At 61.3% G+C, this 20,584-nt stretch carries 17 protein-coding genes and 1 riboswitch; of the genes, 10 read left to right on the forward strand and 7 right to left on the reverse strand.

What is annotated here, in order from left to right; translation table 11 throughout:
- Entirely contained in the window at positions 1 to 1,479 is a 1,479-nt protein-coding gene (locus tag DCC25_RS04955) for a class I adenylate-forming enzyme family protein (protein WP_110100824.1), read from the reverse strand.
- 316 nt (positions 1,480 to 1,795) lie between these two features.
- Between DCC25_RS04955 and DCC25_RS04960 the strand changes: the two genes are divergently transcribed.
- The 7 genes from DCC25_RS04960 (at position 1,796) to DCC25_RS04990 (ending at position 8,419) form a co-directional block, all read left to right on the forward strand.
- On the forward strand, positions 1,796 to 2,716 hold the full coding sequence (locus tag DCC25_RS04960) for a 3-hydroxyacyl-CoA dehydrogenase (RefSeq protein WP_110100825.1): 921 nt from the start codon (positions 1,796 to 1,798) through the stop codon (positions 2,714 to 2,716).
- Positions 2,717 to 2,922: 206 nt separating this feature from the next.
- Positions 2,923 to 3,459, forward strand: coding sequence for a hypothetical protein (locus tag DCC25_RS04965; protein ID WP_110100826.1), 537 nt, complete (start codon positions 2,923 to 2,925; stop codon positions 3,457 to 3,459).
- Positions 3,456 to 4,514 (forward strand): efflux RND transporter periplasmic adaptor subunit, encoded by a 1,059-nt coding sequence (locus DCC25_RS04970; protein ID WP_110100827.1) that lies wholly within the window; start codon positions 3,456 to 3,458, stop codon positions 4,512 to 4,514. The genes DCC25_RS04965 and DCC25_RS04970 overlap by 4 nt, the downstream gene beginning before the upstream one ends.
- Complete coding sequence (locus DCC25_RS04975) at positions 4,511 to 5,230, forward strand: ABC transporter ATP-binding protein (protein WP_110100828.1); 720 nt, start codon at positions 4,511 to 4,513, stop codon at positions 5,228 to 5,230. Before DCC25_RS04970 ends, DCC25_RS04975 begins: the two co-directional genes overlap by 4 nt.
- On the forward strand, positions 5,227 to 6,426 hold the full coding sequence (locus tag DCC25_RS04980) for an ABC transporter permease (protein ID WP_233487909.1): 1,200 nt from the start codon (positions 5,227 to 5,229) through the stop codon (positions 6,424 to 6,426). The genes DCC25_RS04975 and DCC25_RS04980 overlap by 4 nt, the downstream gene beginning before the upstream one ends.
- Positions 6,427 to 6,468: 42 nt before the next feature.
- A complete protein-coding gene (locus DCC25_RS04985; RefSeq protein WP_110100829.1) occupies positions 6,469 to 7,173 on the forward strand; it encodes a response regulator transcription factor in 705 nt (234 codons plus the stop codon).
- Positions 7,166 to 8,419 carry a HAMP domain-containing sensor histidine kinase gene (locus DCC25_RS04990; RefSeq protein ID WP_158524726.1) on the forward strand — a complete coding sequence of 418 codons (1,254 nt, stop codon included), beginning with the start codon at positions 7,166 to 7,168 and terminating at the stop codon, positions 8,417 to 8,419. Before DCC25_RS04985 ends, DCC25_RS04990 begins: the two co-directional genes overlap by 8 nt.
- Positions 8,420 to 8,429: 10 nt before the next feature.
- On the opposite strand, the gene thiC is transcribed toward DCC25_RS04990, so the two are convergent.
- The 5 genes from thiC to DCC25_RS05015 all read right to left on the reverse strand — a co-directional run bounded on the left by thiC (position 8,430) and on the right by DCC25_RS05015 (position 15,217).
- On the reverse strand, positions 8,430 to 10,181 hold the full coding sequence (gene thiC, locus DCC25_RS04995; protein ID WP_110100831.1) for a phosphomethylpyrimidine synthase ThiC: 1,752 nt from the start codon (positions 10,179 to 10,181) through the stop codon (positions 8,430 to 8,432).
- A riboswitch (TPP riboswitch) is annotated at positions 10,179 to 10,290 on the reverse strand. (Overlaps the previous gene by 3 nt.)
- Before the next feature lie 89 nt (positions 10,291 to 10,379).
- Positions 10,380 to 11,408, reverse strand: a complete 1,029-nt coding sequence (locus DCC25_RS05000; RefSeq protein ID WP_110100832.1) for a methionine synthase — start codon at positions 11,406 to 11,408, stop codon at positions 10,380 to 10,382.
- Positions 11,405 to 12,412 carry a putative oxygenase MesX gene (locus DCC25_RS05005; protein ID WP_110100833.1) on the reverse strand — a complete coding sequence of 336 codons (1,008 nt, stop codon included), beginning with the start codon at positions 12,410 to 12,412 and terminating at the stop codon, positions 11,405 to 11,407. The genes DCC25_RS05000 and DCC25_RS05005 overlap by 4 nt, the downstream gene beginning before the upstream one ends.
- A 368-nt stretch (positions 12,413 to 12,780) precedes the next feature.
- Positions 12,781 to 14,193: an amidase gene (locus DCC25_RS05010; RefSeq protein ID WP_110100834.1), complete on the reverse strand. Its 1,413-nt coding sequence runs from the start codon at positions 14,191 to 14,193 to the stop codon at positions 12,781 to 12,783.
- Between the two features lie 31 nt (positions 14,194 to 14,224).
- Positions 14,225 to 15,217: a D-2-hydroxyacid dehydrogenase gene (locus DCC25_RS05015; protein WP_110100835.1), complete on the reverse strand. Its 993-nt coding sequence runs from the start codon at positions 15,215 to 15,217 to the stop codon at positions 14,225 to 14,227.
- An 880-nt stretch (positions 15,218 to 16,097) separates the two neighbouring features.
- On the opposite strand from DCC25_RS05015, the gene DCC25_RS05025 reads away from it, so the two are divergent.
- Genes DCC25_RS05025 through DCC25_RS05035 form a run of 3 tightly spaced genes read left to right on the forward strand, consistent with a single transcriptional unit; the run spans position 16,098 to position 19,449 of the window.
- A complete protein-coding gene (locus tag DCC25_RS05025; protein WP_110100837.1) occupies positions 16,098 to 16,838 on the forward strand; it encodes a TetR/AcrR family transcriptional regulator in 741 nt (246 codons plus the stop codon).
- A 15-nt stretch (positions 16,839 to 16,853) separates the two neighbouring features.
- Positions 16,854 to 17,792 carry an ABC transporter ATP-binding protein gene (locus DCC25_RS05030; RefSeq protein WP_110100838.1) on the forward strand — a complete coding sequence of 313 codons (939 nt, stop codon included), beginning with the start codon at positions 16,854 to 16,856 and terminating at the stop codon, positions 17,790 to 17,792.
- Between the two features lies 1 nt (position 17,793).
- On the forward strand, positions 17,794 to 19,449 hold the full coding sequence (locus tag DCC25_RS05035) for an ABC transporter permease (RefSeq protein ID WP_110100839.1): 1,656 nt from the start codon (positions 17,794 to 17,796) through the stop codon (positions 19,447 to 19,449).
- A gap of 32 nt (positions 19,450 to 19,481) precedes the next feature.
- Here the strand turns inward: DCC25_RS05035 and DCC25_RS05040 are convergent, their stop codons facing one another.
- A complete protein-coding gene (locus DCC25_RS05040) occupies positions 19,482 to 20,492 on the reverse strand; it encodes a dipeptidase (RefSeq protein ID WP_110100840.1) in 1,011 nt (336 codons plus the stop codon).
- Between the last annotated feature and the right edge of the window lie 92 nt (positions 20,493 to 20,584).

The following is a 20,584-nucleotide window of genomic DNA, read 5'->3' on the forward strand; positions in this document are numbered from 1 at the left end:
CTAGGAGGCTGCCGAGGCCTCCTGGCGCAGACGAGGCTTATCGATCTTGCCGACGGGGTTCTTGGGAATCTCGTCGATGATCGTCAGCTCAACGGGCACCTTGATCTTGGTCAGGTGCTTGCGACATTCGGCCAGCAAGTCCTCGGGTGTGAGGGTGCTGCCGGAGTACAGCGAAACGCGGGCGACGGGGACTTCGCCCAGGGAAGGGTCGGGTTTACTAATCACCGCGGCTTCCAGCACACCCTCGACGCCGTAGAGCACGGATTCGATCTCCTTGGGGTAAATGTTCTCTCCACCGCGGATAATCATGTCTTTGATGCGGTCGACAATGGTGAGATACCCGTCCTCGTCGAGCTTGCCAACATCACCGGTGTGCAACCAGCCATCGACCACGGTCTTGGCGGTGGCCTCGGGTTTGCCGAGATAGCCCCGCATCACGGTGGGACCACTAATGATGATTTCGCCGGTTTCACCGGTGGGCACTTCGTTGCCTTCGGGGTCGACAATCCGGATCTGTTGGCCGGGGAGCGCGGTACCGACGGTGCCGGGCTTACGGACCCCCTCGATGGGGTTCGAAGCGGAGGCACAGGTGCCTTCGGTGAGCCCGTACCCTTCGACAATGGCGATATCGAACATCTCCTCGGCCCGCTGGAGTAGTTCCGCCGAGGCCGGAGCCGCACCGCAGACGGCAAAGCGTAACGAGCTGGTGTCCGGGATGGCCTCGGCCGGTAGGGCGGTGAGATGAGCCAGAATGGTGGGAACGCACGAGAAATAGGTGGGCCGGTATGTGGCAATCGCTTCCAAAAAGTCCACCGGGTGGAAGCGCTCCAGAATGGTGGTCCGGGTCCCGGCCCGTAGCGGGGTGAGGACACTGACCAGCAACGCATTGGAGTGAAACAGTGGCAGCACCAGCAGACAGTGCTCGTCGCCGGTGAAATTAAAGGCCCCCATCATTTGTTCGGTCATGGCGTGCAGATTCGCGTGATCGAGCATCACGCCCTTGGGCCGACCGGTGGAGCCACTGGTGTAGATCAGCAAGGCAATATCTTGGGCAGCCGATTCCGGATCGGGCTCGTGGTCGGCGGCGGGGTTCTCGGTCGTCTTGTCCTCAGCCAGCACGTCGTTGACATCAATGGTGGCCAGTAGCTCAGCGAAGCGATCCGGTTCTGCGGTGACGATCACCTTCGCCCCGGAGTCGGTGAGCTGATGCGTGGCCTCCCGGTCGGTAAACACTGGGTTGATCGGCGTGGCGGCAGCGCCCAGACGCCAGGCAGCAAAAATCGCGACCACCAGTTCGATGCGATTGGGCAACATGATGGCCACCACATCGCCGTGGCCGATACCGTGGTCGGCCAGCTGGGAGGCAAACGCCCGAGAACTCTCCGATAATTCTCGATACGACAGTGAGTGGTTCGCATCGGTCAAACAGGTCTGATCTGCTCGCTCGGACGGGGCTAGCCACGGGAAGTAGGTAGACATCGGGGAAACCTCCTGCTACTGATGACTCTCGTCGTCGATGGTGTCTGTGTGCCTTCACTCTAAACCGGTTGTGAGCTAGATCACATAGCCTGTGACCACAAACTTCGCAGCGGCGCTTGTGCAGTCTGCACTATGACTGCTGGCTGACACGGTCCCGACCGCCTTAACCCGCGGTTCACTCTGGGCGATCGGTTGCCTGGTGTGCTGGCGCCAGTAGCCCCTACACATCCCGCGGGGCGGGGCGTAGCATCGCAACTGTACGGAACGGAGTTGACCATACGATGTAACCGCTCCATAACTGCAGATGGGAGACATAATGTCTGATGTTCAGAATTTGACCGTGTTGGGCGCCGGAAACCTAGGCGCACAGATCGCTATGTTCGCCGCGTACAACGGCAAGAACGTGGTGAGCTACGACATTAACGACGACGCACTCAAGGCCGCTGAGGGCCGGTTCGAGAACATCGCGAAGAAGTACCGCCAGTACTTCACCGATCAGCCCGAAGAGAAGATCACCGAGGGTCGCCAGCGCATTACCCAGACCGCTGATCTGGCAGAAGCCGTCAAGGACGCCGATCTGATCATTGAGGCCGTTCCGGAGAAAACCGAGATCAAGAACGACTTGTACGGCAAGCTCGCTGAGCTGTTGCCCGAGAAGACCATCGTGGCCACCAACACCTCGACCTTCCGCCCCTCGGACTTCGCCGAGCTGACCGGTCGCCCCGAGAAGTACCTGGCCATGCACTTCGCCAATGACATTCACAAGCAGAACATTGTCGAGATCATGCCCACCGGCCAGACCGATCCGGAGGTCTTCAAGACCGCTGTGGAGGCCGCTGAGGAGTTCGGCATGGTGCCGATCGAGCTCAACAAGGAGCACCCGGGCTACGTGATCAACACACTGTTCGTGCCCTGGCTGGAAAACGGTGCCAAGCTGTGGACCCGTGGCATCACCGACGTGGCAACCGTCGAGAAGGTGGCCCGGATCATCACCGAAGGCGACCGTTTCACTCCGTTCCGCCTATTCGACGTGGTCGGCTTCGGTGTCTCCTACGCCATCGAGTCCAATAAGACCGATGACGAGGACTCCCAGGAAATGGCACGTCGGCTGAAGTGGGCCTTGGACAACGACTACCTCGGCACCGAAAACGGCAAGGGCTTCTACCTCTACGACGACAACGGTGAACCCACCGGCCTATCCGAGCTGGCTACCCGCGATTGGTCCTCCGAGAGCTAATCGCTACTCCGCTGTAGCTCATCGCCCGTCGGCACCCGGTGTGTCGGCGGGCGATGTGTGTGTACGGACTGGTGACACCGCGAGAACATCTCTTTACCTTCTGACAACCTTCGATCTTCGAGACTGGAACATGTCCTGTTGTTCAGGACGCCGACGGCGAGGACAATCAGCCGGTCGGCCCCGACGCCAACGACGGAGGTTATCAGATGCGTCAACTCATCAAGCCCGGTGTGCTCCAGGTATCGGCCGCTCTGTGTGCGGCAACTCTGGTGTTGAGTGCCTGCGGTGACGGCAAAGATCAGAACAACGACTCCGAGGCGAGCGCCGAGACGGAGCTCAATGCCGGTAGCGCCTCGAGCGTGGAACAGTGGCAACACGATTTCACCCAGTGCATGAACGATGAGGGGATCGAGCTCGGCGACGGTGGTGCGATTCCGGTCAACCCCGACGGCTCCTTTGGCGGCAGTGAAGACCCGGCCGCTTTCGACGCGGCCTTGCAGAGTTGCGAGGAAAAGATCGGTCCGCCACCGCAGGACGCCAATGTCGCCGATAACTCGGAGCTGGAAGCCATGATGCTGGAGTTCTCCCGGTGTATGCGCGAAGCCGGCTACGATGTACCGGATCCGGACTTCAGCTCGGGCCAGGGGCCGGTCGTCAGTGGCGTGCCGGATGCCGATCCAGCCGATGTCGAACAGTGCTCGAATGAAGCCGGCCTGATCCCCGGAGCAGAGGTGGGCCAGTGAGTACCCTGAAATCTCGGGCGGTCATCGGCTCTGTGCTCGTCGCCGGTGTCTTGGCAGCCGGAGCCGGTGGCTTTGTGGTCGCCAATGCGGTCCACGACGATGCTCCGGCTCCCGCAGCCGCTGAAGTCGAGACCGCCAATGCTGAACAAACCGACCTGCACGAACGCGTTGAGGTCAAAGGCACCCTGGGATATGGTCCCGCCCAGACGGTGGGCACCGAACTCTCCGGCACGCTGACCTCGGTGGCCTCACCGGGTAGCACCGTGAAACCAGGCGAGGAGCTGATGCGTCTCGACGACCGCCCGGTGGTAGCTATGCGCGGCAAGTTGCCGGCCTGGCGCACCTTTGAGTTGGGTATGCCCAACGGTCGCGATGTGGAACAACTCGAGCAGAACCTGGCGGATCTCGACTACTTCTCCGGTACACCGGATCAACGCTTCGATGCAGCCACCGCTACGGCGATCGGACGGTGGCAAAAGGATCTCGGCCTGCCCCAGACTCAGCAAATCGAGCGTGGTCGCGTGGTCTTTCTGCCCAGCGATGTGCGGGTCAATAAACGCCTGTCCGAAGCCGGTAGCCCCGCCAGTGACGGGGTGCTGGAAGTCACCGACACCAGGCTATTTGCCACCGCAGAGGTGCAAACCGCCCAGCAAGACTTACTGACCACCGGCCAAGAGGTCACCGTGCGGCTACCCAACGGTGACGAAGCCGAGGGAGTCGTCGAACAGGTCGATCCCGCCGTGGAAAAAGAGGACGATTCCGGCAAGACCAGCGTGACGATTCCGGTCCGGGTGGCGTTAAAAGACCCGTCCGTGGCCGCCTCCTATGCCAATGTTCCCGTCACGGTCGTGGCGACCCGCACGGTGGCCGAGGACGTGCTGACCGTTCCGGTGCGCGCGTTGCTGGCCCAATCCGGTGGCGGCTACGCCGTTGACGTCGTCGACGGGGACACCGTGCAGCGCGTGCCGATCAAGGTCGGAAAGTTCGCCGATGAGATGGTGGAGGTCACCTCCGGTGAGCTTGCGGCCGGCGATAAGGTGGCGGTGGCCGAGTGAGTACCGCCGAGACCCTATTGTCCCTGCAACAGGTCTGCCGTACCTACGGGTCCCCGCCCACCGTGGCGTTAGACGGGGTGAGTTTTGACGTGCACCCCGGCGAGCGCGTGGCGATCATTGGGCCGAGTGGTTCGGGCAAAACCACGTTGCTGAATCTAATCGGCACCCTCGATCGGGCCACCAGTGGCGAGGTGATCCTCGCCGGGCACCGCGCCTCGGCCGCCAGTGACGCCGAGCTGTCCGCCTTACGGGCCACGCTGATCGGGTTCGTCTTCCAGCAGTACCACCTCGATGAGTCCCAGACCGCTGTCGATAATGTTGCCACCGGTTTGCTGTACCGAGGGCTACCGCTGGACGAACGGCGCGAACGCGCCCATCACGCCCTGGCCCGGGTGGGCCTGGCTGACCGAGCGGGCCACACCCCGAAACAACTCTCCGGCGGGCAACGTCAACGCGTGGCCATCGCCCGGGCAGTGGTCGGCAACCCCCCTTTATTGCTGGCCGATGAGCCGACCGGGGCCTTAGACTCCCGCTCCGGCGCGCAGGTGATGGACATCCTGGAACAACTCAACGAATCCGGCACCACGGTGCTGGTCATTACCCACGACCGCGACGTTGCCGCCCGGTTCCCCCGCCAGATCGCGATCCGCGATGGCGCGGTGGAATCCGATACCGGCACGCACGCACCGATCACAGCTGAAAGTGAGATGACGTGAGCGCACCGACCACCATCCATGCCTCCCGGCTGCGCCTGACCGACCTGTTGCGTCTGGGCTGGAACGGGGTGCGTGCCCATCCGGCTCGGGCCACCCTGTCGGCCCTGGGGATCGCCATTGGGATCGCTGCGATGATCGCGGTGATCGGGATCTCGCTGTCGAGCCAGGCCAAGGTGCAAGAACGCCTGGCCGCCCTGGGCACCAATATGCTAACCGTGACCCCGGGCGAGTCTTTCTCCGGGGAACAGACCGTGCTACCGGCCGATTCCGCGGCTCGGCTCCGTCGGGTCGACGGGGTCGAACAGGTCAGTTGGTTAGCCGAACTGACCGGTGTGCACGCCTACCGCAACTCCCACATCGATCCGGGCCAAACCAATGGGCTCACCGTGGCCGCCGCCGATGAGGAACTCTTGGAGGTCACCTCCGCCTCATTGCGTAACGGCACCTGGTTCAATCGGGCCACCGGCCAGTACCCCACCACCGTGCTGGGGGCCACCGCCGCCCAACGCCTCGGCATCGCCACCCCGGGTGCAACGGTGAGTCTCAACGGAATCACCTACACGGTGCTGGGCATCCTCAACCCCTCACCCCTGGCTGCGGAGTTGAACACCTCGGTGCTCGTCGGCGCCGAGCAGGCCCACCAGCAGCTGGAGTTCTCCGGCTCACCGACCACACTGTTTGAACGCTCTACCGACGAGGCGGTGACTGCCGTCCGGGATCTGATCCCCTCGACCATCAACCCGCAACGGCCCAATGAGGTCAGCGTCAGTCGCCCCTCCGACACACTGGCGGCCCAAAATGCCATCGATACCGCCTTTACCGGACTGCTGGTGGGTGTGGGCTCGATCGCGCTGTTGGTCGGCGGGATCGGGGTGGCCAATATCATGGTCATCACCGTCATGGAGCGCCGTCGCGAGATCGGCTTGCGCCGGGCACTGGGTGCCACCCGCGTCCACATTCGGCGCCAGTTTATGGTTGAATCGGTGCTACTGGCGAGCTACGGTGGCGTCGCCGGCATCGTGTTAGGCGGGCTGTGTACCCTGGTCGTCTCCCTGGTCAACGGGTGGACGCCCACGCTCCCGCCGCTGATTCCACTATTGGGGATCACCGTAACCATCCTGGTCGGGGCGATCGCCGGGGTCTTGCCGGCCATGCGCGCAGCGAACACCTCTCCGACCGCGGCACTGAGCACATGATCCCCGCCACCACACCACCACAACAACTACCGGGAGCCGTTCATGCGGGTATTGATCGTTGAAGACCAGCAGTATCTGGCCGAAGCGATCCGAGACGGGCTGGCGCTATCGTCCATCTCGGCCGATATCGCCACCGATGGCCACCAGGCGTTACACGCGGTGGCCACTATTGACTACGACGTGATGCTGTTGGATCGGGATATCCCCGGCGTACACGGCGACGAGGTCTGCCAGCGCCTGGACGCCGAGGTGGATCGGCCGGCGATCCTGATGGTCACCGCCGCCGGGCTAGTCGAGGAGAAAGTCGACGGACTGTCCTTAGGCGCCGACGACTATCTGACCAAGCCCTTTGAATTCGACGAGCTGGTGGCCCGAGTCCGGGCCTTGGGGCGTCGTCGCTTCACCCCGCGCCCGGCCCAATACCGTGCCGGCGGGGTAACCCTGGACCCTTTCCGGCACGAGGTCACCCGATCGGGGCGCAACATTCGGCTCAGCCCCAAGGAATTTGCGGTGTTAGAAACGCTGATGTGCGAGCCTGGCCGGGTGATCAGCGCCGAACAGCTGTTGGCCGAAGCCTGGGATGAAAACGCCAACCCGTTCACCCAGTCGGTGAAGGTCACCATCAGCTCCCTGCGCCGCAAGCTCGGCGAGCCCTGGGTGATCCGTACCATCTCCGGGGTGGGTTACACGGTGGATGCCGACCCCGAGCCGGCCCCCACGACCAGCCCGCGGGCCGATCATGACTGAGCAGCCGCCCCAACGGTTGCGCCCGGCCCACCGGTTCAGCGCCCGGACCCGCCTGGCCTTTTCCTACGCGGTGCTGGTCATCATCTGCGGGGCGGTGCTGTTGACGGTGCTGGTGACCTACCTGGGGCTGGGGCCGGACTATTCCTTCGGACGCGTCGGTGCTACCGGCGAGGATGGTTCGGTGCTCATCGTCCCCGATAGCACCCACCCACCGGCCGGGACCGAGGGATCAGAGGTGGCTGATGGCGCCGAGAGCCCCGGCGGCAGTTTCTCTGTCGAGGTCCACAGTCGCGAAGATCTCATCACGTTGCTGATCACCGTCTCGGTTATTGTGCTGCTGATCTTGGCTGTACTCAGTTCGCTGGTCGCCTGGTGGCTGGCCGGTCGGATGCTGCGTCCGCTGGCCCAGATCAACGAGGCCGCCCAGATCGCTGCCAGTGGCCGGTTGGACCATCGGATCGGACTGACCGGGCCCCGCGATGAGATCGTCGATCTAGCCCAGACCTTCGATGCGATGCTGGAGAACATTCAGCGCTATAACACCGCCCAACGCCGGTTTGCCGCCAATGCCTCCCACGAGCTACGCACCCCGCTGGCTGCCTCCAAAACCATCCTGGATGTGGCCCGGGCAACCCCCGGGGTCGTGGATCGCCAAGTACTCGAGCGATTGGCCGAACTCAATGCGCGCAGTAGTAGCACCGTGGAATCCCTGCTGGACTTGGCCGAGGCCGAAGCCGGCGGAATTCAGACCGGCCCGGTGGATCTTGCCGAGGTCGCCGAGACGGTGCTCGACCAGTACACCGTCGCCGCCGACGAGCGCGGGCTACAGGTCACCACCGAGTTGGGTCCGGCGGTGGCCGACGCCGACGAGCGATTGCTCGTGCAATTGATGCAGAATCTGGTGGAAAACGCGATCCGGCACAATCGGGACAACGGTGTGCTCACCGTGCGCACCGCAACCCTGGGCCCCGCTAAGCCCCCGGTCGACACGGATGAGACCGGTGATGTACAGCTTCAGGTGGAGGGTGCCGGTGAGATCATTGATCCCGAGGTCCTTGCCCATTTGACCGAGCCCTTCCACACTGCCCGGGGCCGCGCCGGTGGCGCCAGCCGTGGGCTCGGCCTGGCGATTGTGGCCGCCATCGTGGAACGTTCCCACGGTGCGCTGGAGCTCACGGCCCGCCCGGGTGGTGGACTGATCGTGACCGTCACGCTTCCACGCGCCACCACCGGGCAGACTACGTAACGGGGTCCTCCTAGCGGGCCGGGAACGCCGGGTCCGGAAGGTATACGGTGCCCCCGGCCTCCCGAAACTCCCGCGCCTTGGCCGCCATGCCCTGTTGCACGATCCGGGCTTGTTCATCGACATTGCCGAACTCATCCCGAATATCTTGCGAGATCCGCATCGAGCAGAATTTCGGCCCGCACATCGAGCAGAAATGCGCGGTCTTAGCCGGTTCGGCCGGCAGAGTCTCGTCGTGGAATTCCTCGGCGGTCTGCGGGTCCAACGACAGCCCGAACTGATCGCGCCACCGGAACTCGAACCGTGCCTTCGACAGCGCATCATCCCGGTCCCGAGCCCCCGGGTGGCCCTTGGCCACATCCGCGGCGTGGGCAGCGATCTTATAGGTGATCACCCCGGTTTTCACGTCATCCCGGTTCGGCAACCCCAGGTGTTCCTTCGGGGTCACGTAGCACAGCATCGCGGTCCCGTACCGGGCAATCTCAGTGGCGCCGATGGCGCTGGTGATATGGTCATATCCCGGGGCAATATCGGTCACCAGCGGCCCGAGCGTGTAGAACGGGGCACCGTGGCACAGTTGTTGTTGTTTCTCGACATTCTCGCGCACCAAATGCAACGGAATGTGGCCGGGGCCTTCGACCATGACCTGCACGTCGTACTCCCAGGCCCGCTGGGTCAGCTCGGCCAGGGTCTCCAACTCGGCGAACTGCGCATCATCGTTGGCATCGGCCAACGAGCCCGGGCGTAACCCGTCTCCCAGGGAGAAGGCCACATCGTACTGGGCGAAGATCTCGCACAGCTCATCAAAGTTCTCGTACAAAAAGCTCTCCTGATGATGGCCCAGGCACCAGCCGGCCATAATCGAGCCACCGCGGGAGACAATCCCGGTCACCCGCTCGGCGGTCAACGGCACGTAGCGCAACAACACACCGGCGTGGATCGTCATGTAGTCCACACCTTGTTCGCACTGTTCGATCACCGTGTCGCGGAAGATCTCCCAGGTCAGCGCCTGGTGGTCGCCGTTGACTTTCTCCAGCGCCTGATAAATCGGCACGGTACCGATCGGTACCGGCGAGTTGCGGATAATCCACTCACGGGTGGTGTGAATGTCATCGCCGGTGGACAAATCCATCACGGTATCAGCACCCCACTGGGTGGCCCACTGCATCTTGGAGACCTCTTCAGCGATCGAGGAGGTCACCGCGGAATTTCCAATATTGGCGTTGACCTTCACACTGAAGGCCTTACCGATAATCATCGGCTCGGATTCGGGGTGGTTGACGTTATTAGGGATAATCGCCCGACCGGCGGCCACCTCGGAACGCACCAGCTCGACATCCACGCCCTCGCGCAGGGCCACGAACCGCATTTCCGGGGTGATCTGCCCGTTGCGGGCGTAGTGCATCTGGGTCACCCGACGCCCGGGCTTGGCCCGCAGCGGGGCCCGTTGGGCGCCCTGCCACTCTTGGCTGGCCGCCCCACGACGTAGCGCCTTGGCGCCGTCATCTTCCAGCTTCCGGCCGCGGGCCTGGTAGGTCTCGATATCCTCGCGAGCAGCAATCCATTGCTCGCGCAACCCGGACAAACCCCGGACCGGATCCGAGCCGGGCCCGGTGGTGCGATAGACCGTGAACGGTTCATTGCGCTCACCGTTGGGAGAATCATCCTGGCGGATGCGGGTGACCGGGACCTTAATCCCGTGCTCTTCGTCAACGAGGTAGTCAGCGCTGTGGGTGGAATAGTTCAGGGGTGAGGTATGCGTCATGCAAGAACTCCTTCTTCCTTCGCCGGCATGACCCGGACAGGTTCAAACGGTGCTCGGACAGCCTTGGTCCGATCTCAGCTCTGTGCTCAGAGCGCCCGTGAGGTCACCCACATCCTACCGAAGTTCAGGCCCATCACACGCGGTGGCCGAGGTTGTTACACCCCGGACGACCGCGTGCACAGCGTTGCCGGTATGGGGTTAGGAGCTCAGTTCTTCTCGCAGGATCGCGGCCCCAGCGCTCAAGGCACGGAGCTTGGCTCGGGCCACATCCCGTGGCAACGGGGCCATCCCGCAGTTGGTGGAGGCCCAGAGGTTTTCGGCATCCACGTGTTTCAGGGCCTGGCGCAACGTGTCAGCGACCTCTTCGGGGGTCTCCACGGTGTGGCTGGCCACATCGATCGCCCCCACCATCAGCTTCTTGCCACGCACCAGCTCAATGAGCTCGATCGGCACGTGCGAGTTGTGAGCTTCCAGCGAGACAATATCAATGCTGGACTGCTGGATCTGGGGGAAGATCTCCTCATACTGACGCCATTCCTCGCCTAGGGTCTTCTTCCACTCGGTATTGGCCTCAATCCCGTAGCCATAACAGACATGCACGGCGGTCTGACAGCTCAGCCCTTGGGCAGCCCGCTCCAGCGCCTGCACGCCCCAGGCCTTGACGTCGTCAAAGAACACGTTGAAGGCCGGCTCATCGAACTGGATAATATCCACTCCGGCTTCGGCGAGTTCTTTGGCTTCTTCATTCAGGATCTCGGCAAATTTCCAGGCCAGCTTCTCCCGGCTACCGTAGTAGTTGTCATACAACGTATCGACCATGGTCATCGGGCCGGGCAGCGCCCATTTGATCGTTGCCTCGGTGTGGGCCCGTAGCTCCCGGGCGTCCTGGACGAACACCGGCCCTTTGCGCGTGACCTCATCGACAACCACCGGCACCGAGGCGTCATAGCGCTCCCGAATCTGGACCACCTTGCGGTTTTCAAAATCCACACCGTTGAGATTCTCAATGAAGGTGGTCACGAAGTGCTGGCGGGTCTGTTCGCCGTCGCTGACGATATCGATGCCGGCACCGCGTTGCTCGGCCAGGGCCAGCAAGAGCGCGTCGCGTTTGCCTTCGGCCAGTGCCTGGTCTGCCAGTTGCCAGGGTGACCAAAGTTTTTCTGGCTCGGCCAGCCAGGAGGGTTTGGGCAGACTTCCGGCGGAGGTGGTGGGTAGAAGTTTCGTCATCGTGTGGCTCCCTGTGCGTGCGGGTGGTGGTCGGCGTACTGCGACGACCACTGTTCCAAGGTCTCCCGGTGCGGGGTGATGAGCTTCTCCAGGGCAAAGTGGCCCTGTTCCACACCGAGCCGGGAGCGTTCCTCCCGGTCATAGACCACCTGGGTTGGCGAGAAGTCAGTGTGTTCCAGGCCGGGCTGATACACCTCGCCAGCCGGGGTGTGAGCGTTGTAGATCTCGGGTCGATAAATCCGCTGGAAGGTCTCCATGGTCGCGATCGTGGAGGCTAGTTCCAGATCGGTGTAGTCGGCTTCCAGATCACCGAAGTGGTAGAACGCCAGCGGGGCAACACTCTTCGGTGGCATGAAGTAGCGGACTGCCATCCCCATCTTGGCGAAGTACTCATCGGTGCGCGAGAACTCATTCTGCCGGTACTCCACCCCCAGCACCGGGTGTTGGTGCTCGGTGCGGTGATAGGTCTTCTTGGTCGAGGCACTAATGCAGATCACCGGTAGCTTGCTGAACTGTTGCTGATAGGCCTCGGACTCTACGAAGCCCTTGAAAATATTGCCGTGGAGTACCCCGAAGTCCTCCGGTAACGGCTCATCGCGTTCGGCGTACTCGCGGGCCAGGATGCTGAAGTCGTAGTCACGCACGTAAGAGGAGAAGTTATTCCCCACCACCCCAGGGATGCGTTGCCGCGTCTGGGTGTCGATCACGGTGGTCTGTAGCATTTCGATCACCGGGAAAGAGGATTCCTCAGCGTCCTGGGACGGCAGATCGATGGCCACCGAGACAATCTCGAGCTGGACTCGGTAGCGCTGGCCACTGGCATTACCCTGGGTGATCAACTCATTGAACCGATCATCGATCATACGCAGGGCAGTGCGCAGGTTCTGCTCACGGTTTTCACCACGGGCCAGATTGGCGAAGTTGGTGGTCAGCCGGGTACCGTCCAGTGGCTGGTAGTTCTCGTCAAAGCGAGTGTGATTCAGGGTGAAAGTTATCGCTGTCATCGTGGCAACACCACCACAGCACCCGGAGCCTCGCGGTGAATCAGTAGGTGTGAAGAAGAGATCAGACGCATAATGCACTCGCCCGAGGCCAAGCGCTGGACGCGAAGCCCGGGCTCCTGTCCTTTCATAGGTCACTGCCCCTAGAGCGCCCTCGCATCTGTGAACACACACTAGGAGCACACGGCTGTGTACAAGAGTGTTCGCAGCGGTGCCCGGTCAGTTCATCGCCAGGCGCGAGGCTTCGCATGCGCGCTGCTGGGCACCAGCCTACACAAACGCTCAACGGTCTCTTCGATCATGTCAGCCCCGGCCAGTTCTCGCCGTTTGGGCAGTAACATGTCGTTGCATAACGCGCTTCGACGCGGGTTTTAGGCCGCGTGAGGCCGGATCGGCCGTACGAATTGCTCACCTGCGGCCTGTTCGTAGGCTCGGGCAGCGCGTAGCACCAGCCGGTCCTGGGTGCGGGCCGCGATGATCTGCAACCCCACCGGGAGCCCATCGGCCGGTGACACACCGCAGGGAACAGAGGCTGCCGGTTGCTGGGTCATATTAAAGGGGTAGGTATAGGGGGTCCACGAGGTCCAGAATTCGCCCTCCCAGTCGACCGGCATCTGAGAGGTGCAGTCGAAGGCGGTGATCGGCATGGTCGGTGTCACCAACAGGTCGTAGGTCTCGTGAAAAGCACCCATGGTCATGCCCAGATCCATCCGGACGGCTTGGGCGCTAAGGTAGTCCAGTGCAGAGGCGTGGTGATATTTCTCGATTCCCTGACGCAGCCCAGGATCGATAGCCTCCAGGGCGTTGGGGCCGTAGGCTTCAAGCACTTTGGCGGCTCCGGTAAACCACAACAGCTGAAACGGCTCAATCGGATCACTGATCGGGGGATCCACCTGCTCGATGTGAGCTCCGTGGTCTTCAAACACGTGCACCGCGTTCTCGACCAGGCGTTGCACCTCAGGGTCGTTGCGCCCGAAACCAAGGGTGGGAGAATAGGCGATCCGCACGCCGCGGACCCCGTCGTCGAGTCCTTCGGTGAATGATCCGATGGGGGTCGGCAGGGCCGACCAGTCGCGGGAGTCGAAACCGGAGATGATGTCCATCATCACCGCGGCATCTGTGACTGTGCGGGTCATTGGCCCACCGTGGGCCAAGGTTCCAAAGGGTGAGGAGGGGTAGAGGGGCACCGTGCCGTAGGTCGGTTTCAGGGTGACTGTGCCGGTAAAGGACGCCGGAATACGTAGCGAGCCACCACCGTCGGTGCCCACCGACCAAGGCCCCATCCCGGCGGCGACCGCTGCTGCTCCCCCACCGGAGGATCCTCCGGCGTGTCGCGAAATATCCCACGGGTTGGTGGTGACTCCGTGGCGAAGGCAGTCGGTGAGGGCCTTCCAAGCAAACTCGGGGGTGGTGACCTTTCCGATAAAGACCGCACCGGCTTCGCGCAACCGTGCCACGGCGGGCGCATCATCGGGCCAGGGCCCGTCTTCGGAGATGAGCCGGCTACCGCGCAGCGTGGGCCACCCCTTGGTCAGGAGCAGATCTTTGATTGAGGTGGGCACACCATCACCGGGGCCCAGGGGCTCCCCGTTTTTCCAGCGTCGGGTAGAGTCTTCGGCCATCGACAGGGCCACGGTCCGAGCAACAAGCACGAAGGCATTCAGATCCCCGTTGTCCTGGTCAATCCGGTCCAGCACCGCTTCGGTGACCTCCACCGGGGTGAAGTCTTGTTGGGCGTACCCTTGCACTAACTCGCTGGCGCTGAGTTCGGCGAGATCGGTCATGCCTGCTCCTGTCACATCGCCCCACCGGTTGCTAGCCCACACCCGGTACGTAGCCGGCGGTCTTATCCACGACATTGTGTAACGGCTGATCGGCCAACCAGCGTTCGGCGTTGTCGAGGAACTGTTCGGCCAGTGCCTCGCGCCAGCCTGTGACATCCCCGGACATATGCGATGAGATCATCACGTTGTCCAACTCCCACAGTTCTGAGGTCTGTGGGAGGGGTTCTTCAGTGAACACATCCAGTGAGGCAAAACCTAAGGGACCTTCACGCAATGCTGTGATGAGTGCTGATTCATCCACACTGGGCCCGCGACCGATATTGATCACATGAGCCCCTGGTTTGACCGCGGCGAGCACCTCGGCGTCGATGAGCCCGGTGGTGGCCGGGGTCAGTGGTGCCGCATTGATCATGACGTCGAACTCTCCGACGTGGCGGATGAGATCTTCTGAAAGCACGACCTCGCCGAAGTCCTCATCGTGGTCGCGAGCGCGTCGGCCCGCACCGGTGACGTTCAGTCCGGCGGCGCGCAACATTCGGGCGATCTCTCGTCCGATCGCGCCGGTGCCGATCACCAGGGCCTTGGCGCCTTCGACCCGTGTGGTTTCCCGATGCTTCCACGACTTGGTGTTTTTCAACCGGTAATTGCCGGCAAAGTCCTTGGCCTCGGCGAGAATAGCGCCCAGAACCCACTCGGCAATAGGCCGGTCAAAGATGCCTTGGGCGTTGGTGACGGTCACCTCGGAGTCACGGAGCTCGTCAAAGAGCAACTTGTCCACGCCGGCTGCGGCGACGTGGATCCATTCCAGCTGCTCGGTGGTATGCCAGGCATTCTGGATCGCATCGGAGAAGAAATCCCACAACAGTAGTCCGTGGGCTCCGGCGAGTTTTTCGGGCAGTTGCTCGGCGACGGACAACCGAATCTCGACTCGGTCTTCGATCCTGTCCAGACCGGCAGGGACCGGGCTGGGATGGTCCCGGTCGGAGGGGATGAGAATGGTCAACACCGGACGCGACTGTGACATACATTACACACTAAAAACCCTGTGTGGAGGCTGTCAACAAGGCTGAGTCAAAGCCAGTTTCACAGACATATTCAGAAACCGCGGTGGGTTTCTACGATCCTGAGTTGTTCATGTGCATGCTGCGACTTCGTTTCAAGCCTGACCGAAATGCCACGACGGGATTCGTCCCAATCCCTCATCTCGCTGTGTCGCTGGACTTGACGTATTTGCGCACCGGAGGGGAGCTCACCACCCTAAGTCAGAGCGGGGTCTCGAACCGGACCCTGGACAATGGGCGTAAGGTCTTCTTCCCCTGGGTCGCCGTCACCTCATACCGATGTCACTCTCCCGGTGTCGCGACGGGTCGTCCGCAAGTACTTTTTCGAGCCTCAGTGCTTGACGAAGAGCCCCTTGCAACGAGATACCTCGCTCTAGTTGGTCTCTCCGCTCTCCATGCCGCCAAGCTCAAGCCACAAAACGGACGAAACGAGTCCCTAGGTGACCTTTCTGGAAGTGCCCTCCTCCCGGGACATTCACGTTAAGCCGAACAGGCCGGATCGGCGTTGTGTCGGGAACATGTTCCTCAAGGTTTACTTTGGGCGGCTCCTTCAGCCCTTGCGGTATCACCAGATCGCAACCGGCCGTTGCCCGGTACCGGAACGGTAACCTCCCGTCGTTATCGCACTATTCGCTTAAAGGACTACTGACGACCATCGAGTCGCAAGCATTGCAAAATCTCGAGGGTCTGGTCGATGCAAAGCTCGCTGTCGGGAATTCCCACTGAACGCTGAACACCTTGTATTCAGTGTTCTTGTGGGCTAAATGACCGTTCAGCTACCGTCTTTCATACCGGGGCTCAACACTAATTGAGGCGCCCTGGTTATAGCGAAGGGAGACGGCGATGATGGTCTACCGTTACGGAGCCTCCAATCCCCACATCGGACATCACGAGCACTCCACTGCTGTCACGGATCACCTCGCCAGCGACGACAATTCGTCCTGCTCTGAACAGGAAAAATCGGCCAAAGAACGTATCCGAGATGCAGCGCTCGTGCTCTTCGCCGAGCACGGCTTGAATAACGTGGGGCTCAAGACTATTGCGCGCCGAGCCGGAGTTTCTGCTCCGTTAGTGGTCCACCATTTCGGTTCCAAGGCCCAGCTGCGCAAAGCTTGCGACAGATACGCCGCTGAACGGATTCGGGCCGCAAAACTCAATGCGGTCTACCGTGAAGGACATTTTCCGCAGAGCTACATCTTCGATGCCATCCAAGAGTCGAGCCACCTTGCCCGCTACGTCGTTAGAGCCTTTGCTGAAGGTGGAGAGGAAGTCGATGAACTTTTTGATCAGTTGATTGAGGACTTTTTGGTCTATGCAGGGGAAGCCGAAGAACTCGGGCAAATGCGCTCCAGCCAGAATAGGCGTCATCGTGCGGTCCTACTCCTGTTGATGTCGTTTGGTTCCTTGGTCCTCCACAAGCAGATGAAACGGCTTTTGGGAAGCTCTCCGATAGACGACCCTCCCGAGCAGTGGGGCCCTTATGTCGCCGCCGTGTCTGAGATTTTTCTGCAGGGCGTGCTTATTCCCGAGGCAAATCCTGACCTCGTGGACTTTGTTGAAAGGTACTCCTCACCTGAGGACTAATCAAAGGAAGGTGCGATGAACGAGAATACTGCGGTGATCTATGCCAAAAATCTCGTCAAGACGTTCGGCTCGGTCCGAGCGCTGGATGGCCTAAACCTGTCTGTGGAACCCGGTGAGGTGCATGGTTTTCTGGGCCCGAATGGTGCAGGTAAGTCGACCACCATGCGGGTACTGCTAGGCTTACTGCGCGCCGATGCCGGACATATTGAACTCTTCGGGCGCGACCCATGGCGTGATGCGGTCGCCTTACACGAGCGCTTGGCCTATGTGCCCGGTGACGTGGAGCTTTGGCCAAACCTGACCGGAGGTGAGGTCATCGATATGTTCCTCCGCCTGCGAGGAACTTATCACCCAACCAGGCGCGATGAACTGATCGAACGGTTCGACCTCGATCCGCGGAAAAAGACTCGAACCTATTCCAAGGGCAACCGGCAGAAAGTGGCATTGATCTCTGCCCTGGCAGCGGACGTGGACCTGTTACTTTTAGATGAACCCACTGCAGGGCTTGACCCCTTAATGGAGGCAGTCTTCCAGAAAGTCATCCACGAGATCAAAGACCAGGGTCGCTCAGTACTGCTTTCGAGTCATATTCTGGCTCAGGTTGAGGCGCTGTCTGATCGGGTGTCGATTATCCGCGCTGGCCGTATCGTACAGTCTGGTTCACTGACCGAGTTGCGCCTGATGAGCAGAACCACGCTAGAGGTTGAAACCGCCCGTTCGGCCGCACCGCTTGCCAATCAAAGCTTTGTCCATGACTTCCGCACTGAGGGACAACGCGCCATCTTCCAGGTGGATGGCGACCACATTCACGAGGTGATGAGCGACCTGGCTGAACTGGGCGTTCGGTCCATTATGGCGCATCCGCCAACATTGGAGGAACTGCTGATGCGCCACTATGGAGATGGTCTCTCCGCACGTGATGCAAGCTCCGGCACACCGAAGGAGGTGTCCTGAGATGAGTGTTAAATCAGGCCGAGCCCAGTATGCTCTCAAGCCCGCGAGGAGGCAGGCGCCTTTTTCCGGTACCGCCATTCTGCTCCGTTTCATGGTGCGTCGCGACCGAATTCGCGCGACAGCATGGATTGTGGGGATTGGGTGTTTGGGCTTCTACTTTGCCCATGCGATCCAGTTTTTGGCCGAAACCGAGGACGAATTGCGGACAATGACCACTATGTTTACTGATCCACTGGGAAGGATGATCAGTGGTCCCGGTTTCGGGATGGAAAACCCAACCCATGAACGGTTATTCTCCGGCGGATACGTTCTTTACCTTTATCTACTCGTTGGGCTGATGAGCATATTTACGGTGGTACGGCACACCCGATTGGAGGAACAGACCGGACGTGCTGAGCTGATCCGGGCCAACGTTGTGGGCCGCCATGCCACCCTGACCGCAGCATTGCTGTTGGCCGGAATCTGCAATCTTGTCGTTGGCCTGCTGATCTGGATCGCAGCACTGTCAGCCGACTATGCTGTGCAAGGCTCCCTGCTGGTCGCCATCGGCGCATGCGCGGTCGGCCTCTTTTTCGCTGGTATAGCTACCGTGGCTGCACAATTGAGCGAGTCCTCCCGAGCAGCCTCGGGCATCGCCGGAGCCACGCTCGGCCTTGCCTTTCTCGTCCGGATGGGAGGTGATGCCGCTGAACCTGGCGGTAGCACACTGTCCTGGTTTTCTCCGCTGGCCTGGGCTCAACAAACTGCACCCTATGTTGACGACCGTTGGTGGCCTCTTTTGATTCCGACTGGTTTCGCGATACTCCTGGTGTGGTTAGGCTACTGGCTTTCTACAACCCGTGACGTCGGAGCAAGCCTCGTGCCGACCCGGTTGGGACCCCGGGTGGCTCGACCGTTGCTGGGTACCCCGCAGGGCTTAGCTCTTCACACCCTCAAGGGCACGTTGACTGGGTGGGTCATCGCGCTGTTGCTGGCCTCGTTGATGTTTGGCAGTTTCGCTCAGACGGTTGTTGACGTTGCCGATGACCTCCCGCCGGAGATGGCCCAAGTCTTTGCCGGAGAGGACATGTTGCGAGGTTACTTGGCTTATATAGCTGTGTTTATGACTGTCTTCATCGGCGCTGCCGGGGTTAGCGGACTCCACCAAGTGCGCGGTGAGGAAAACTCTGGCCGTGCTGAATACGCGATGTCGGCGCCGGTGAGTCGAACCGCCTGGCTTGGCGCGCATCTGGGAGTGCTGATCCTCGGGGTCTTGCTTATTCAGGTGGTGGTCGGCGTGGGTATGGGCTTGGGGGCCTTGGCCTCCCTAGATACCGAAGGTGGCAAGTACTTCGCGGACCTGTTGCTGGCTGGTATTGTGCAGGTACCCGCGGTCCTGGCTTTGATCGGCGTTGTCGTTGGATTACTGGGATGGCTACCGAAAATTGCTCTTGGAGTCGGATGGTTCTTCGTCGGTTTTGGCGCAGTGATGTCCACCTTCGGTCAGCTCCTGGAACTTCCCGATGCGCTCGCAAACCTTGATATTTTTGGTCATCTGGCTGAATATCCGGTGGAGCAGGTTGAACTAGGTCCCGTCGGAGTGCTCCTGGCTATCGCTGTTGGCGGGATCGTCATCGGATTGATCGGCTGGAACCGGCGACAGATTAATTGTGTCTAAGCGACGACAGCGGATGTAGCAGCTCGCTATGGTCACTGGCTCTGGGCATCACCGAGAACCCGGAGAATATTTCCGCTGGTCAGTGCTACCAGGTCGGTGGTAGACCAGTCCTTGTCCACCAGTGCCTCAAGCAACCGCGGGTAGCCATCAACCCGTTCCAAGCCCTTCGGGCCCGACGGGATGCCGTCGTAGTCTCCACCGAGACCGATGTGATCAATTCCGGCGACCTCGCGGGCGTGTTCCAGGTGGGCGACAACATCATCAATGCCGGCATGGTCCTTGTTGGCGGCGATGAACTCGGGCACGAAGGTCACCATTTGGACTCCCCCGTTGGTGGCCAGCCGGCCGAGCACGTCGTCGGGTACATTGCGCGGGTGGTCGTGGATGCCTTGACAGCTGGAATGGGAGAAGATCACCGGTTTCGTGGAGGCGTCCAGGGCATCGCGCATGGTTTGGGAGGCGACGTGGGACAGGTCGACCAGCATGCCGATCCGGTTCATTTCCGCCACCACCTCACGGCCGAATTCGGTGAGCCCGAATTCCACCGGGTCTCCGGTGGCTGAGGCCGCCCACGAGGTGTTGTCGTTATGGGTCAGGGTCATATAGGTGACTCCCAACCGGCGCATCATCCGCAAGACAGCCAGGGATTCATTGATGCAGTGCCCGCCTTCCATCCCGAGCAACGAGGCGATCTTGCCCTGCTTCCAGGCGACACGGACTCCATCAGCGGAGTCGGCGAGGGCGAATACGTCCGGGAACTGGTCGACGAGCCGGTAGACGCAGTCGATTTGTTCCAGCGTGGCGGCCACGGCCTCGGGTTCGCTGAAGGTCGAGGGAACAAAGACCGACCAGAACTGGGCGCCGACCCCACCGGCTTGCAGGGAGGGGATATCGGTGTGCAGAGAGGTATTGCCTTCGGCTAGTCCGGCCTCGGTCACGGAATAGCCATATCGCACCCGCAGGGCGATGGGCAGATCATTATGCCCATCCCAGATAGGTGCCTGATCAAGAACATCGGCCACGGTCTGCGCTGAAGTACTCATAAAGTCATTCAACCAGACCGTGGCCGTGTCTGACAGTGGCAGTCAGCAGTGGCAGTCGGGCGGTAGTAGCCGACTGACTCGAACCGGTCTTA

The sequence above is a fragment of the Auritidibacter sp. NML120636 genome (genome assembly GCF_003185945.1).
Taxonomy (GTDB): domain Bacteria; phylum Actinomycetota; class Actinomycetes; order Actinomycetales; family Micrococcaceae; genus Auritidibacter; species Auritidibacter ignavus.